This window comes from Pseudomonas sp. ADAK7 (assembly GCF_012935675.1).
Taxonomy (GTDB): Bacteria; Pseudomonadota; Gammaproteobacteria; order Pseudomonadales; family Pseudomonadaceae; genus Aquipseudomonas.
Genome location: NZ_CP052861.1, coordinates 4,824,825 through 4,840,465 on the forward strand (window position 1 = coordinate 4,824,825; position 15,641 = coordinate 4,840,465).

The window sequence follows — 15,641 nt, forward strand, 5'->3', positions numbered from 1 at the left end:
CAGGAGGAATAAAAGGTTTCATTTCTGCTCACTCTGCGGCGTCACCCGCAACACCTCCTCAATCGTCGTCAGCCCCGCCGCGACTTTCTGCGCCCCCGATAGCCGCAAGCTGCGCATGCCTTCCTTGAACGCCTGGCGCCGGATCGCCAGTAAGTCGGTATCGGGAGTGATCAGTGCCTTGACGCTGTCGGTCAGTTGCATGATTTCGTAGACCCCGGCGCGGCCGCGATAGCCGGTGTCGCGGCATTCCAGGCAACCGATGGCGCGATGGGCGTTGTTGGGTAGCGGGGCTTGCCAGGGCCGGGTCAGGGTTTGCCAATCGTCTTCGCCCAGGGTCAGCGGCGCCTTGCAATGTGGGCACAAGGTACGGACCAGACGCTGGGCCATGACCCCGAGCACCGTGGCCTTGATCAGGTAATGCGGCACGCCGAGTTCGAGCAGGCGGCTGATGGCGCTCGGCGCGTCGTTGGTGTGCAGGGTCGAGAGCACGAGGTGACCGGTGAGCGCGGCCTGGATCGCCATTTCGGCGGTCTCGAGGTCGCGGATCTCGCCGATCATGATGATGTCCGGGTCCTGCCGCATCAGCGCGCGCACGCCGGCGGCGAAAGTCAGGTCGATGTTGTGCTGGACCTGCATCTGATTGAACGCCGGCTCGACCATTTCGATCGGGTCCTCGATGGTGCAGAGGTTGACCTCCGGTGTCGCCAGTTTCTTCAGGGTCGTATAAAGGGTGGTGGTCTTGCCCGAACCGGTTGGCCCGGTCACCAGGATGATGCCGTTGGGCTGGCGGGTCATGTCTTGCCAGCGCCGCAGGTCATCGACTGAAAACCCAAGCTGGTCGAAGTCCTTGAGCAGCACTTCCGGGTCGAAGATCCGCATGACCATTTTTTCGCCGAACGCCGTGGGCAAGGTCGACAGCCGCAGCTCGACCTCGCCGCCGTCCGGGGTCTTGGTCTTGACCCGGCCGTCCTGGGGTTTGCGCTTTTCCGCGACGTTCATCCGGCCCAGGCTTTTCAGGCGGCTGACGATGGCCATGGTCACCTGAGGCGGGAATTGATAGACGTTGTGCAGCACGCCGTCGATGCGAAACCGCACCGTGCCTTGCTCGCGCCGGGGTTCGATGTGGATATCGCTGGCGCGCTGCTGGAATGCGTACTGGAACAGCCAGTCGACGATGTTGACGATGTGCGCATCGTTGGCGTCCGGCTCCTGATCGCTGGCGCCGAGGTTGAGCAGTTGTTCGAAGTTGCCGAGGGTACTGGTCTGCTGATCGGCATTGGTGGCGCCGCTGACCGATTTGGCCAGGCGGAAAAATTCCACGCTGAAGCGCTGGATGTCCACCGGGTTGGCCACCACGCGCTTGATCGGCAGCTTCAGCACGTGGGTCAGGTCGGCTTCCCAGCCCGTGACGTAGGGCTGGGCGCTGGCCACGGTCACCGCATCGCGGTCGATCGAGACGGCGAGGATTTTGTGGCGCTGGGCGAAGGCGTAGGACATCAGCGGCGTGATGGCCGCGACGTTGATCTTCAGCGGATCGATGCGCAAGTACGGCTGACCAGCCTGTTGCGACAACCACAAGGTCAGGCTTTCCAGGTCGAGGTGTTTGCCGGGACGGCTGAGGTCGTCCAGGTGTTGGCTGGCAATAAACTCCAACGGGTGCAACTGGCCATTGGCGGCATGCCGGCGGCGGGCGTTGAGCGCGAGCTCGGCCGAATCCTGGTTGATAAAGCCCTGGGCGACCAGTTCTCGCAGCAAATCATTGAGATCCAGCCAGCGGTCCTGAGTGGCAAGTTGAACGGACATGCGGGTTCCTTTTGAACAATCCTGCAAACAGCGATCTAGACCGCAGTGTGCAAAGGATAGTCGCGGACCCGCTGACCGTTGGGCCACTACCCGACGAAGGCGTTTCCAGTTCTTTCAGCCGGCCGCTTGCGCCTGCTCATCCCACGCAGAATCGGCACTTTGCAGGTTCACCGAACAGACGCTGATCAGGTTACGAAGTTTTTCCGCGATCACTTCGGCACGGTGCCAGCTCAGGCCGTCGATGACGATGTCGAGCGACAGCAGATCGTCCATGCGCTGCACGTTGACCTGTTCCGGAGTCAGGAACTGCAAAGCGAACAGGTTGAGTGCGCGGCATAGCAGATCCGGCTCGGCCTCGGCGAGCAGTTGGTACTGCACGCGGCAATGGGCGTTGCTGACATTCCACACGTCGGCGCGGGTCGTTGGGGTGTTCACGGCTTCTAAATGCGGCATGGTTCGGGCTCCAAAATCACTGGAGGAATTTTTACATTCGGTGCCGGGCATTTCTTGGCTATGATCGGGCGTATTACCGGAATATCGAATCGTTTGATTCAACAAGTGATCAATCAAGGGTTTTTCTATGCACGCCGAGCTGGATGGCTACGACCGCAAGATTCTCGCGTTGCTGCAAGAGGACGCTTCGCTTTCCAGTGCGCAGATCGCCGAACAGGTCGGGCTGTCGCAGTCGCCGTGCTGGCGGCGGATTCAGCGGATGAAGGAGGAGGGGATCATTCGCGGCCAGGTGACGTTGCTGGACCGCAAGAAAATCGGCCTGAACACGCAGATCTTCGCCGAGATCAAACTCAACGCCCACGGCCGTTCGAACTTCACTGAGTTCACCGAGGCGATTCGCGGCTTTCCCGAAGTGCTGGAATGTTATGTGCTGATGGGGTCGGTGGATTTCTTGTTGCGGATTGTCACGGCGGACATCGAGGCGTATGAGCGCTTCTTCTTCGAGAAGCTGTCGATGGTGCCGGGGATTCAGGAGGTGAATTCGATTGTGGCGTTGTCGGAGATCAAGTCGACGACGAGTCTACCGGTGTTGCGGTGACCCTACGCTGATCGTTACCACGCTCCGCGTGGGAACGATCATGTGGGCGCGAAGGCGGTGTTACATACGCAGCAACATTTTCCAGGCACGGTTCTGATACACGGCAATTGCCTGCTGCTTACGCGCATCCAGGCTTTCGTCGGTGATCGGCTCGTTGGCCAGTTGTGCCAGCTTGTTCAGCTCACCGTACAGGCGATCCATTTCCGGAATATCCAGCACGCCGCGGGCGTGGTGCATCCAGGCCTGGATGCGTTCGATGCGCGGCAGTTGCTCGGCCAAATCTTCCGGCTGTTGCTGGTAGCGTTGCAATTGCAGCGATGTGGCTTCTTCGCCCAACAGGCGCGGCAACCAGTTGGCCAATTGCGCAGCGCCCTGGCGATTGCCACGCACGTTGCGATCGGCAGCCCAGGTGCGAGCCAGCAACCAGCGCGAAGTGTTCAGCGAGAACAAGCCCCAGCGTGGGTCTTGCAGTTCTTCTAGGAACTGCTCCGGCGCGGCTTTGCGCACGTCTTCGTCGTCCAGGCCGGCTTGCACCAGTGGGCGCCAGTCTTCCAGCAAGGCATCCAGCGCAAGGCGCAGGTCGTGAGTCGACTGACGCGGTGCGGCTTGGCCGAGGCTGCTCAACAGTGCACGCAGTTCGCCTAGGTTTTCGACCCAGTCCTGCAACAGGCGCCAGTGGCCGTTGAAGCGATATTGCTCAGCCAGACGCTGGCTGCTGCCGAGCAAGTGCCAGCTCAGCGCGGCGAACGCGTCGTCCAGCGGCATTTCAGCGGTGATTTGCGGCGCCGGCAGGCTCAACGAATAGCTGTTGGCATCGTACAAACGGTAGCCGCGCTCGGCCTTGCTGATGTCACACGGCATCAGGGCCAGGGTCGCGGCCAGTTCGGCGGCCAGTTCCAGCAGCGCGGCAGGCTCGCCTTCGCGCAGTTCCAGTTCCAGCTCGCAGATTTCTTCTTTCTGCTTGCCGACCACGACGTGGCCGAAGTCCAGCGCGGCTTCGATGACCACTTTGGTCTTGCCGCGCCCCCAGGCGATTTCTGCGCGTTCGCGGACGAAATCGGTGGTGAAGATGGCTTTCAGGGTTTTCTTGTCCAGCTCGGCCAGCTCTTCCGGCCAGCATTCGCCGTCGAGTTTCTTCACGTCGAGCTTGGCTTTGGGCAGGTTCCAGTCGTATTCGTTACGCTCGGACAGGCCGGCGACGCTCTGGCCGCGGGTTTTGAGGGTCTGAATCACTTCTTCGCCATCGCGGCGCAGGCGCAGGGCAACCTTGGCGCGGGCCAGGTCGCGCTCAGGCGTGTCGAAGTACTGGTTCATCAACTCACGGCGTTCCCAGCCACTTTTGTTGCGTTTTTTCAGTAACGGGTGCTCGCGCAGGGCAGCGAGGGTTTCGCGGCTGACGCGGAGTTTGATTTCGGTTTCTTTCTGCATGGCCGGAAAATCCAGGATCGGGAGCGCAGCCGGGGGAATGTGTGGCTGCCAAGGTCGTGCAGTGTACAGGAGTGAACGTTCCTACGTGCCGCGGCGGTTTATTCCTGTCGCCGGATGGTTCTATGATGGACTTCAATTCGGGAGTTGGAGTCAGCGATGCCTTTGCCGTCCATGAAAGATCAGTTCGCTGCGCTGATCGCCGCACCGTCCGTCAGCTGTACCCAGCCGAGCCTGGATCAAACCAATCGGCCGGTGATTGACCTGCTGGCGACCTGGCTCGGTGATTTGGGTTTCGCCTGCGATATCCAGCAGGTCAGCCCCGGCAAATTCAACTTGCTCGCCAGTTTCGGTTCCGGCCCCGGTGGCCTGGTGCTGGCAGGGCACAGCGACACCGTGCCGTTCGACGGCGCGTTGTGGCAGACCGATCCATTGAAACTGACCGAGGTGGACGGCCGCTGGGTCGGCCTCGGTAGCTGCGACATGAAGGGCTTTTTCGCCCTGGCCATCGAAGCGGTCATCCCGCTGCTCGACCAGCCGTTCAAGCAACCGCTGCTGATCCTCGCCACCTGCGATGAAGAAAGCTCGATGTCCGGGGCCCGTGCCCTGGCCGAAGCCGGGCGTCCGCTGGGCCGGGCGGCGGTGATCGGCGAGCCGACCGGCCTGAAGCCGATCCGCATGCACAAAGGCATCATGATGGAGCGCATCGATATCCTCGGGCAGAGCGGCCATTCCTCCGACCCGCGCCTGGGTCACAGCGCCCTCGAAGCGATGCACGATGCCATCGGCGAACTGCGCGGCTTGCGCCTGTTGTGGCAGCGCGAATTCCGCAATCCGCAGTTCGGCGTGCCGATGCCGACGATGAATTTCGGCTGCATTCATGGCGGCGACAACCCCAATCGCATCTGTGGTCAGTGTTCCCTGGAGTTCGACCTGCGGCCGCTGCCGGGCATGGACCCCAAAGCCCTGCGTGCGGAAATTTTGGCGCGGCTAAAACCGGTTGCCGAACGGCATCAAGTGAAGATCGACTACGCGCCGCTGTTCCCCGAAGTACCGCCATTCGAGCAGGCCGAGGACGCGGAATTGGTCCGGGTCGCGGAAAAGCTCACCGGCCATCGCGCCGAAGCAGTAGCGTTCGGCACCGAAGCGCCTTATCTTCAGCGTCTTGGCTGCGAAACACTGGTGCTCGGCCCGGGCGACATCGCCTGTGCTCACCAACCGGGGGAATACCTCGAAATGTCACGTTTGCAGCCTACCGTGCATCTATTACGTCAATTGATTGAACATTACTGCCTGACGCCGGCCCAAAACCCAACGTTGGCCAATTGAACGCAACACCTGTAGGAGCTGAGCTTGCTCGCGATGGCGTCATTACATTCAACATCACTGTTGGCTGTTACACCGCTATCGCGAGCAAGCTCAGCTCCTACAGAAATGTATAAATTACCGGTGCCCCAACCCGTATTCATGAGGAGAGCTCGCGTGTCGCCAAGCCTGTTCCGACGATAACCACCAGCCCGCTGTGCGTTTTTTTGCTTCGCCCATTTTTTGGCTGCTATTTATTACAGGCCCAGGTTCATGCCCGAATACGTTAATTGGCTTCGTCACGCATCTCCTTACATCAATGCCCACCGCGACTGCACGTTCGTCGTCATGCTGCCCGGCGACGGTGTGGAGCATCCGAACTTCGGCAATATCGTCCACGACCTGGTGCTGTTGCACAGCCTGGGCGTGCGACTGGTGCTGGTGCACGGTTCCCGTCCGCAAATCGAAACCCGTCTCGCGGCTCGCGGCCTGATCCCGCATTACCACCACGGCATGCGCATCACCGATGCCGCGACCCTGGAATGCGTGATCGATGCGGTCGGCCAGTTGCGCATCGCCATCGAAGCGCGGCTGTCCATGGACATGGCTTCGTCGCCGATGCAGGGCTCGCGCCTGCGGGTGGCCAGCGGCAACCTGGTGACAGCGCGGCCGATCGGCGTGCTCGAAGGCGTCGACTATCACCACACCGGCGAAGTGCGCCGGGTCGATCGCAAGGGCATCAATCGCCTGCTGGACGAGCGCTCCATCGTGCTGCTGTCACCGCTGGGCTACTCGCCAACCGGTGAAATCTTCAACCTCGCTTGCGAAGACGTCGCCACCCGCGCGGCCATCGACCTGGGCGCGGACAAACTGCTGCTGTTCGGCGCCGACCTGGGCTTGATCGATGAAAATGGTCGTCTGGTTCGTGAGTTGCGTCCGCAACAAGTGCCGGCGCACCTGCAACGGCTGGGCAGCAACTATCAGGGCGAACTGCTGGATGCCGCGGCTGAAGCCTGTCGCGGCGGCGTTGCACGTAGCCACATCGTCAGCTACGCCGAAGATGGCGCACTGCTGACCGAGCTATTCACCCGCGATGGTGGCGGTACGCTGGTGGCCCAGGAGCAATTTGAACTGGTGCGCGAAGCGGCCATTGAAGACGTCGGCGGTTTGCTGGATTTGATCAGCCCGCTGGAGGAGCAGGGGATTCTGGTGCGACGTTCCCGGGAAGTGCTGGAGCGCGAGATCGAGCAGTTCAGCGTGGTCGAGCGTGAAGGCATGATCATCGCCTGCGCGGCGCTGTATCAGATTGCCGATTCGGACGCCGGGGAGCTGGCCTGCCTGGCGGTGAACCCGGAATATCGCCATGGCGGTCGCGGCGATGAATTGCTGGAGCGGATCGAAACCCGCGCCCGGGCCCAGGGGCTGAAAACCTTGTTCGTGCTCACCACTCGCACCGCGCACTGGTTCCGCGAGCGCGGCTTCGAGCCAAGCAGCGTCGAGCGCCTGCCGTCGGCGCGGGCATCGCTGTACAACTATCAGCGTAATTCAAAGATCTTCGAAAAGACCCTCTGACCGATCGTTCCCACGCTCTGCGTGGGAATGCCTCCACGGACGCTCTGCGTTCGGCTGTTGATGGGACGCGGAGCGTCCCGGGCTGCATTCCCACGCAGAGCGTGGGAACGATCATTACTCCTGTACGAACTTTGCGCTGACATACGGCGAATAATCCGGCAGCACCGTTTCTACCTTGCCTTGCTCCTTCAAGAATTTCGCCGTCTCGCCAATCGCCTTGGCCGTGCCGCCATCGAGCAATGCGGTGGTCTGCTGCGCCTTGGCGTCCGGGAAGGTAGAGCCCGCCAGCAATTCCGGTACATCGATGGCATTGGCCCCGGTCAGTTTGGCGATTTTCTGCACCGGCACCGAGTCGACGGTCCAGCTGTCTTTATGGGCGGCATAGTCGGCAAACGAGTCCAGGGTGACCTTGGCGAATTTCGCCACCACCTCCGGATGTTTCTCGGCGTAATCCTTGCGGGCGACCCAGACTTCGAAGGTCGGCGCACCCCATTGGCCGACCTGGGCCGCGTCGGTCAAGGTCTTGCCGGTCTTGCGGATTTCCCCCAGCGCCGGCGACCAGACAAACGCGCCATCGATGTCGCCACGTTTCCACGCCGCGGCGATTTCTGCCGGTTGCAGGTTCACCACTTTGACTTTTGAAGCATCCAGGCCCCAGTGCTTCAGCGCGCCGAGCAGGCTGTAATGGGAGGTGGAAACGAAGGGTGTGGCGATGGTCTTGCCGATCAGATCTTCCGGTTTATCGATGCCGCTGCCGTTGCGTACCACCAGGGCTTCGGACGCGTTGATCTGCGCGGAAACGATGAACGCCACGATCGGCAGGTTGCGTGAAGCAGCGGCGGCAAGAGGACTGGAACCGAGATTACCGATCTGCACATCACCGGACGCAATGGCGGTGACCACTTCCGGGCCGCTGTTGAAGCGGCGCCAGTCGATTTTCTGGCCGATGGTTTTCTCGTAAACGCCGTCGGCCTGGGGCACTTTGCTCGGGTCGATGCCGGTTTGATAACCCACTGTGAGGTTGGCCGCTTGCACACCAAAAGAAAATAAAACCGATATACAAACTGTAACAATTTGACTGGATAGTGCGCGTTTGGCCATCATGGCGTCGCCTTTTCGATAGGGTTTGACGTATGGAAGATGCGTCAAAGCTAATCGATCTAAAAAAAGGCTAATAAATACCATTTAGTAATTAGCTTATGAGCCGATACCGGATATCCCGGTGCGGTTTTGGGGTGAAGGGCTATATTCCATTGCGGTATTAAAAAGAATGAAATAATTCTTTTTGGGTTTATGAAGAATTCATTACCCTGCAGGGACCAAATAACGGCGATTAGACCTTGGTCGTAGACACACAAGGTTACGATTGACTTGTCAGTCACGGTCTGGCGCTAATCGCGCATCTTAGGATCCAGGGCATTCGACCCGGGACCAGGAACACAAGAATTAGAAACGAGAGGAGCGAAACATGAATAAGTCATCCTTGGCCCTGGCTGTGGCCGTAGGGGTTTTGGCGCAGCAGGCAGGCGCCGCCGGTTTTATCGAAGACAGCAAGGCTACCTTGGGTCTGCGTAACTTCTACATCAACACCGATAACCGTGATGGCACTGCCAGCCCAAGTCGAAACGAAGAGTGGGGCCAAGGCTTCGACTTGCGCTTCATTTCCGGTTACACCCAAGGCACCGTCGGCTTCGGTATCGACGCCATCGGCCTGCTGGGCGTACGCCTGGATTCGGGCGGCGGCACTAACGGCAACGTTGCCGCGAATGGCAGTCCTGGTACCGCTTACGGCGGCACTGTTTTCCCAAGCGAGTCCAACGGCCAAGCGGTTGATAACTTCTCCAGCCTGGGCTTGACCGCGAAAGCCAAGATCTCCCAGACCGAATTGAAGTTGGGCACTCTGCAGCCGAAGAACCCGGTGATTGTGACCAACGACGGTCGTCTGCTGCCGCAAACCTGGCAGGGCGGTCAGATCACTTCCGGCGAAATCAAGGACCTGACCCTGGTTGGCGGTCAGATCGAAGCTGTGAAGGGGCGTAACTCCAGCAACAACGAGAACCTGTCCATTAACGGTGCGTCCCCGCGTACCGCCAACAGCAACAAGTTCATCTACGCCGGTGGTGACTACAAAATCACCAAGGACCTGACTGCCCAGTACTACTACGGCAACCTGGAAGATTTCTATAAGCAACACTTCCTGGGTCTGGTTCACAACTGGGCCATCGGCCCGGGCGTGCTGAAGTCCGACTTGCGTTACTTCAACAGCTCCGATGACGGCAAAAACGGCACCGATCCGTTGTACTACAGCACCGGTAACTACAGCAGCACTGCCAGCGGTAAAGGCAAGGTCGACAACAACCTGTACAGCGGCCTGTTCCTGTACACCGTTGCCGGTCACACCTTCGGTGGCGGTTACCAGGTCAGCAACGGTAGCAGCGACTTCCCTTGGCTGAACCAGGGCGACGGCTCGTCGAACTACACCATCACCGATATGCAAATCCAGAAGTTCGGCCGTGCCGGCGAGAAAACCTGGCAGGCTCGCTACTCGTATGATTTCGCCAAGGTCGGCTTGCCTGGCTTGACGGCTGGTATGGTTTATCTGCGTGGTGACGGTATCGACACTAACCGCGTCAGCGCTACCGTCCCAGCAGGTAACAACAGCACTGAATGGGAACGCGACCTGACCGTTGCTTACGTAGTACCAGAAGGTCCGCTGAAAAACGTTGGCTTCATGTGGAAAAATGCGACCTGGCGTACCGATATCCCGGGCGTTCGCTCCCAAGATGAAAACCGCCTGATCCTCAGCTACTCGATCCCGCTGCTGTAATAGCGCGCTCAAGTAACACCTGAGTAAGAAAAGCCCCGCCCGGCACCTCGCCGGGCGGGGCTTTTGCGTTTCCGAGGCGGAGTCACCCCCGTAATCCCGCCCCGAAATTTCCCTCTTTTGCAGCAACTCAAGGCCTTCTCGAACCTTGTGGGCGATGTTGGTCTCGATGGCGGCGCAGGTCCAGTGAACAGATCTTTAATATTCACTTATGATCTAAATAAATCTATATTTATTCTTTTTAATTCATTCGGAATACAGGCACAGTTGAGCTCAACAAGCACTCACCAGGAGCAGCACCATGAGCCTCAGACTTGGCGATATCGCCCCCGATTTCGAACAGGATTCCAGCGCCGGCACCATCCGTTTTCACGAATGGCTGGGCGATAGCTGGGGCGTGCTGTTTTCCCATCCGGCAGACTTCACCCCGGTGTGCACTACCGAACTGGGCTTTACCGCCAAGCTCAAGGACGAATTCTCCAACCGTGGCGTCAAGGCCATCGCCCTGTCGGTTGACCCGGTAGACTCGCACCACAAGTGGATCGATGACATCAACGAAACCCAGAACACGATCGTCAATTTCCCGATCCTCGCCGACGCTGATCGCAAGGTCTCGGACCTGTACGACCTGATTCACCCAAATGCCAACGACACCCTGACCGTACGCTCGCTGTTCGTGATCGACCCGAACAAGAAGGTGCGGCTGACCATCACCTACCCGGCAAGCACTGGCCGCAACTTCCATGAAATCCTGCGGGTGATCGACTCGCTGCAACTCACCGACAAATACAAAGTGGCGACCCCGGCCAACTGGCAGGACGGTGATGAAGTGGTGATCGTGCCGTCGCTCAAGGACGAAGACGAAATCAAGAAACGCTTTCCCAAGGGCTACCGCGCGGTGAAGCCGTACTTGCGTCTGACGCCGCAGCCGAATCGTTGATTTGATGATCGTTCCCACGCTCTGCGTGGGAACGCCGCCCGTGACGCTCCGCGTCACTTTGGACGCGGAGCGTCCATGGATGCATTCCCACGCAGAGCGTGGGAACGAGCAACAGGGGATTTCAGGCCGTTTTTTACGGCCTATTTTTTTGCCCGCAGAACAGTGAATCGCATAGTTCTATAAAGAATAACCAAATGAATAAATATGATTTATGGATATATAAATCACCTGTTAAGGTCACTTCCATCAAAGCGAGATCGCACATTGCGAACCGCCAACAACGCTCAAGGAATCACCTGAATGCTGGTCGTCTCACTCGGTGGCAGCCCCAGCCAACGCTCTCGTTCCGGGGTGTTGCTGGAGCGTTCGCAACGCTGGTTGCAGGAACAAGGTGTGGAAGTGGTGAGTTACCAGGTACGGGACTTCCCGGCCGAAGACTTGCTGCACGCACGCTTCGACAGCCCGAAGGTGATCGACCTGTTGCAACAGATTGAAAACGCCGATGGCCTGGTGATCGCTACGCCGGTCTACAAGGCATCGTTTTCCGGCGCACTGAAAACCGTACTGGATCTGCTGCCCGAGCGTGCCCTGGCGCACAAGGTTGTGTTGCCGATGGCTACCGGCGGCAGCATCGCCCACATGCTGGCGGTGGATTACGCGCTCAAACCGGTGCTGTCGGCACTGAAAGCCCAAGAGATGCTCAACGGGATTTTCGCTGTGGACAGCCAGATCGCTTACGGCGAAGGCAGTGCCCAGGCGCAACTGGCGCCGGAGCTGGAACAACGACTGAATGAATCGCTGGAACTGTTTTTCAGCGCCATGGCACGACGGCCCAAGCCGATCGACCCGAATCTGTTGAACGAACGTTTGTTGAGTGCTCGCTGGAGCATTTAAGTCGTCCCGAATTTGATCCACTCACCTTACTCAGCCGCCAACGGCCTAGCAGGTGCAGCCAAAACCCAACAGCAAATAGGAGAGCGCCATGCGCCCTGTCATTTTGCGTCGTGGTCTGGTCGCCCTGTTTGTGGCGGCTGTGTCCTTCGGCGTTATTTCTCAAGCACAAGCCGAGACCCTTCGGATCGGTTATCAAAAGTACGGCACCCTGGTGCTGCTCAAGGCCAAGGGCACCCTGGAAAAACGCCTCGCCGCCCAAGGCGTCGACGTGCAATGGACTGAATTCCCGGGCGGGCCGCAACTGCTGGAAGGCCTGAACGTCGGCTCGATCGACTTCGGCGTCACCGGCGAAACTCCGCCAGTCTTCGCCCAGGCCGCCGGTGCCGATCTGCTCTACGTCGCCTACGAACCGCCAGCGCCGCACAGCGAAGCGATCCTGGTGCCGAAAGACTCACCGATCAAATCGGTGGCGGAGCTCAAGGGCAAGAAAGTCGTCCTGAACAAAGGCTCCAACGTCCACTACCTGCTGGTCCGCGCGCTCGAAGACGCCGGCCTCAAATACACCGATATCCAGACCGTATTTCTGCCACCCGCCGATGCCCGCGCCGCGTTCGAACGTGGCAGCGTCGATGCCTGGGTAATCTGGGACCCGTACCAGGCTGCCGCCGAACAGCAATTGCAAGCGCGCACCCTGCGCGATGGCCAGGGCATCGTCGACAACCATCAGTTCTACCTGGCGACCAAGCCGTACGCGCAGAAAAATCCCGAGGTGATCAAGACCCTCGTCGAAGAAGTGCGCGCCGTCGGCGAATGGTCCAAGGCCAACCCGCAAGACGTGACCCAACAAGTCTCGCCACTGCTCGGCCTGCCGGCAGACATCACCCTGACTTCGGTGAAACGCCAAGGCTACGGCGCGCTGTTCCTCACGCCTGAGGTGGTGGCCGCGCAGCAGAAAATCGCCGACAGCTTCTACCAACTCAAGCTGATTCCCAAGCCGCTGAGCATCAAAGACGTGATCTGGACGCCACCGGCAGCCGTTGCCAAAGCGCAGTAATTCGATTCCCTAAGGAGACCACTCCATGAGCCTCAATATTTTCTGGTTCCTGCCTACCCACGGCGACGGCCATTACCTTGGCACCGCCGAAGGCGCTCGCGCCGTTGACCACGGTTACCTGCAACAGATCGCTCAGGCGGCGGATCGCCTGGGCTTCGGCGGGGTGTTGATTCCGACCGGCCGTTCTTGCGAAGACTCGTGGCTGGTGGCCGCGTCGCTGATCCCGGTGACCCAGCGTCTGAAGTTTCTTGTCGCCCTGCGCCCCGGGATCATTTCCCCGACGGTGGCGGCGCGGCAGGCAGCGACCCTGGATCGTCTGTCCGGCGGCCGGGCGTTGTTCAACCTGGTGACCGGTGGTGATCCGGATGAATTGGCCGGCGACGGTTTATTCCTCAGCCACGAAGAGCGTTATCAAGCCTCGGTGGAATTCACCCGCATCTGGCGCCGCGTGCTCGAAGGCGAAACCGTTGATTACGACGGTCAGCACATCAGCGTGAAGGGCGCCAAGTTGCTTTATCCGCCGATCCAGCAACCACGTCCGCCGCTGTATTTTGGCGGTTCTTCGGAAGCGGCTCAGGATCTGGCAGCCGAACAGGTTGAAATGGTCCTGACCTGGGGCGAACCACCGGCCGCCGTGGCCGAGAAGATTGCACAAGTGCGTGCCAAAGCCGCGAAGCTCGGTCGTACCGTGCGCTTCGGCATTCGCTTGCATGTGATCGTCCGCGAAACCAACGAGGAAGCGTGGGCCGCGGCGGATCGACTGATCTCCCATGTGGACGACGAAACCATCGCTCGGGCGCAAGCGTCCCTGTCGCGTTTCGATTCGGTCGGTCAGCAACGCATGGCCGCGCTGCATGGCGGCAGTCGCGACAACCTGGAAGTCAGCCCCAACCTGTGGGCCGGTGTCGGCCTGGTGCGTGGCGGTGCCGGTACGGCGCTGGTGGGCGACGGTCCGACCGTGGCCGCGCGGATGAAGGAATACGCGGACCTGGGCATCGACACGTTCATCTTCTCCGGTTATCCACACCTGGAAGAGGCCTACCGCGTCGCCGAGTTGCTGTTCCCGCACATCGACGTGCAACGCCCGGAACAACCCCAAGGTGCCAACTTCGTCAGCCCGTTCGGCGAGATGGTGGCCAACGACATTCTTCCCAAAGCCGCGTCCCAGAGCTGAGGCGCCGCCATGAAAAGAATTATCCACAACCTCGCGCCCTGGGCGTTGCCGGTGTTGCTGCTGGCGGTGTGGCAGTTGTCGGTGTCGGCAGGCTGGTTGTCGACGCGGATTCTGCCGGCACCCATCGCCGTGATCGAGGCCGGCGTAAGCCTGGTGCGCAGCGGCGAAATCTGGACTCACCTGGCCATCAGCGGCTGGCGTGCGGCGCTCGGTTTCACCATTGGCGGCGGCATCGGTCTGGCGCTGGGCTTCATTACCGGCCTGTCGAAATGGGGCGAACGCCTGCTCGACAGTTCGGTGCAGATGATCCGCAACGTGCCGCACCTGGCGCTGATTCCGCTGGTGATCCTGTGGTTCGGCATCGATGAGTCGGCGAAGATTTTCCTCGTGGCGTTGGGCACGTTGTTCCCGATTTACCTCAACACTTATCACGGCATCCGCAACGTCGACCCGGCGTTGGTGGAGATGGCGCGCAGTTACGGCTTGAGCGGTTTCAGCCTGTTCCGTCAGGTGATCCTGCCGGGTGCGTTGCCTTCTATTCTGGTCGGTGTGCGTTTCGCCCTCGGGTTTATGTGGTTGACCTTGATCGTCGCGGAAACCATTTCCGCCAGTTCCGGCATCGGCTACCTGGCAATGAATGCCCGGGAGTTCTTGCAGACCGACGTGGTGGTGCTGGCGATTCTGTTGTACGCGGTGCTCGGCAAACTGGCCGACCTCGCGGCCCGTGGACTTGAACGCGTTTGGTTGCGCTGGCATCCGGCGTATCAGGTTGCCAAGGGAGGTGCCGCATGACTGCTCAACAACCTCCACGCCTGCTGCGCGGGATTCCGCTGGCGGTGCGCAAGTTGCAAAAGACGTTTGGTTCGCGGCAAGTGCTGCGCGAGATCGATCTGCACATTCCGGCTGGGCAATTCGTCGCCGTGGTCGGACGCAGTGGCTGTGGCAAAAGCACGTTGCTGCGCTTGCTTGCCGGCCTCGACAAACCAACGGGCGGCGAACTGCTGGCCGGTTCGGCACCGCTCAGCGATGCCCGGGAAGACACGCGGTTAATGTTCCAGGAAGCGCGCCTGCTGCCGTGGAAAAAGGTCATCGACAACGTCGGCCTCGGACTCAAGGGCAACTGGCGGCCACAAGCCCTGGACGCGTTGGAGTCGGTGGGCCTGGCGGATCGCGCCAATGAGTGGCCAGCGGCCTTGTCCGGTGGCCAGAAACAACGCGTGGCCCTGGCCCGCGCGCTGATCCACCAACCGCGCTTGCTGCTGCTGGACGAGCCGTTGGGCGCTCTGGACGCCCTGACCCGCATTGAAATGCAGCAACTGATCGAACGCCTCTGGCAGAAGCACGGGTTTACCGTGTTGCTGGTGACCCACGACGTCAGCGAAGCAGTGGCGATTGCCGATCGGGTGATCCTGATCGAAGACGGCGAAGTCGGCCTCGACCTGCACGTGGAGTTGCCGCGCCCTCGGGTGCGTGGCTCCCATCGGCTGGCGGCGCTGGAAACCGAAGTCCTCAATCGCGTGCTGTCACTGCCCGGCGAGCCGCCGGAACCGGAACCCGTTTCACCATTGCCTACGCAACTGCGTTGGGCGCAATAACTCA

The 15,641-nt window shown here is 60.2% G+C and carries 14 protein-coding genes; 10 read left to right on the top strand and 4 right to left on the bottom strand.

From position 1 onward, the window contains the following. Positions 1-18: 18 nt before the first annotated feature. Together HKK53_RS22125 and HKK53_RS22130 are read right to left on the bottom strand one after the other, a co-directional pair. On the bottom strand, positions 19-1,803 hold the full coding sequence (locus HKK53_RS22125; protein WP_169372582.1) for a GspE/PulE family protein: 1,785 nt from the start codon (positions 1,801-1,803) through the stop codon (positions 19-21). A 114-nt stretch (positions 1,804-1,917) separates the two neighbouring features. After that, positions 1,918-2,256 (bottom strand): hypothetical protein, encoded by a 339-nt coding sequence (locus HKK53_RS22130; RefSeq protein WP_169372583.1) that lies wholly within the window; start codon positions 2,254-2,256, stop codon positions 1,918-1,920. A gap of 127 nt (positions 2,257-2,383) precedes the next feature. Between HKK53_RS22130 and HKK53_RS22135 the strand changes: the two genes are divergently transcribed. Beyond that, a complete protein-coding gene (locus HKK53_RS22135; RefSeq protein WP_109502952.1) occupies positions 2,384-2,854 on the top strand; it encodes an Lrp/AsnC family transcriptional regulator in 471 nt (156 codons plus the stop codon). 60 nt (positions 2,855-2,914) lie between these two features. On the opposite strand, the gene HKK53_RS22140 is transcribed toward HKK53_RS22135, so the two are convergent. Continuing rightward, positions 2,915-4,282: a CYTH domain-containing protein gene (locus HKK53_RS22140; RefSeq protein WP_149660244.1), complete on the bottom strand. Its 1,368-nt coding sequence runs from the start codon at positions 4,280-4,282 to the stop codon at positions 2,915-2,917. A gap of 156 nt (positions 4,283-4,438) precedes the next feature. Between HKK53_RS22140 and argE the strand changes: the two genes are divergently transcribed. Both argE and argA read left to right on the top strand, forming a co-directional pair. Beyond that, a complete protein-coding gene (gene argE / locus HKK53_RS22145) occupies positions 4,439-5,608 on the top strand; it encodes an acetylornithine deacetylase (protein ID WP_169372584.1) in 1,170 nt (389 codons plus the stop codon). A gap of 249 nt (positions 5,609-5,857) precedes the next feature. Next, positions 5,858-7,156 carry an amino-acid N-acetyltransferase gene (gene argA, locus HKK53_RS22150; protein ID WP_123509749.1) on the top strand — a complete coding sequence of 433 codons (1,299 nt, stop codon included), beginning with the start codon at positions 5,858-5,860 and terminating at the stop codon, positions 7,154-7,156. Between the two features lie 114 nt (positions 7,157-7,270). On the opposite strand, the gene tauA is transcribed toward argA, so the two are convergent. Further along, on the bottom strand, positions 7,271-8,260 hold the full coding sequence (tauA, locus tag HKK53_RS22155; protein WP_169372585.1) for a taurine ABC transporter substrate-binding protein: 990 nt from the start codon (positions 8,258-8,260) through the stop codon (positions 7,271-7,273). Between the two features lie 364 nt (positions 8,261-8,624). Here tauA and HKK53_RS22160 point away from each other — a divergent pair, with 364 nt between their 5' ends. The 7 genes from HKK53_RS22160 to ssuB all read left to right on the top strand — a co-directional run bounded on the left by HKK53_RS22160 (position 8,625) and on the right by ssuB (position 15,637). Next, a complete protein-coding gene (locus HKK53_RS22160; RefSeq protein WP_169372586.1) occupies positions 8,625-9,983 on the top strand; it encodes an OprD family porin in 1,359 nt (452 codons plus the stop codon). A gap of 298 nt (positions 9,984-10,281) precedes the next feature. Further along, positions 10,282-10,920: a peroxiredoxin gene (locus HKK53_RS22165; protein WP_169372587.1), complete on the top strand. Its 639-nt coding sequence runs from the start codon at positions 10,282-10,284 to the stop codon at positions 10,918-10,920. A 300-nt stretch (positions 10,921-11,220) separates the two neighbouring features. Further along, a complete protein-coding gene (ssuE, locus tag HKK53_RS22170) occupies positions 11,221-11,814 on the top strand; it encodes an NADPH-dependent FMN reductase (RefSeq protein WP_169372588.1) in 594 nt (197 codons plus the stop codon). A gap of 88 nt (positions 11,815-11,902) precedes the next feature. Then, positions 11,903-12,868 (top strand): sulfonate ABC transporter substrate-binding protein, encoded by a 966-nt coding sequence (locus HKK53_RS22175; RefSeq protein ID WP_169372589.1) that lies wholly within the window; start codon positions 11,903-11,905, stop codon positions 12,866-12,868. Between the two features lie 25 nt (positions 12,869-12,893). Then, complete coding sequence (gene ssuD, locus HKK53_RS22180) at positions 12,894-14,042, top strand: FMNH2-dependent alkanesulfonate monooxygenase (protein WP_054044581.1); 1,149 nt, start codon at positions 12,894-12,896, stop codon at positions 14,040-14,042. Between the two features lie 9 nt (positions 14,043-14,051). After that, positions 14,052-14,834, top strand: a complete 783-nt coding sequence (gene ssuC / locus HKK53_RS22185) for an aliphatic sulfonate ABC transporter permease SsuC (protein WP_133835504.1) — start codon at positions 14,052-14,054, stop codon at positions 14,832-14,834. Next, on the top strand, positions 14,831-15,637 hold the full coding sequence (ssuB, locus tag HKK53_RS22190) for an aliphatic sulfonates ABC transporter ATP-binding protein (protein ID WP_169372590.1): 807 nt from the start codon (positions 14,831-14,833) through the stop codon (positions 15,635-15,637). Before ssuC ends, ssuB begins: the two co-directional genes overlap by 4 nt. Positions 15,638-15,641: the final 4 nt, after the last annotated feature.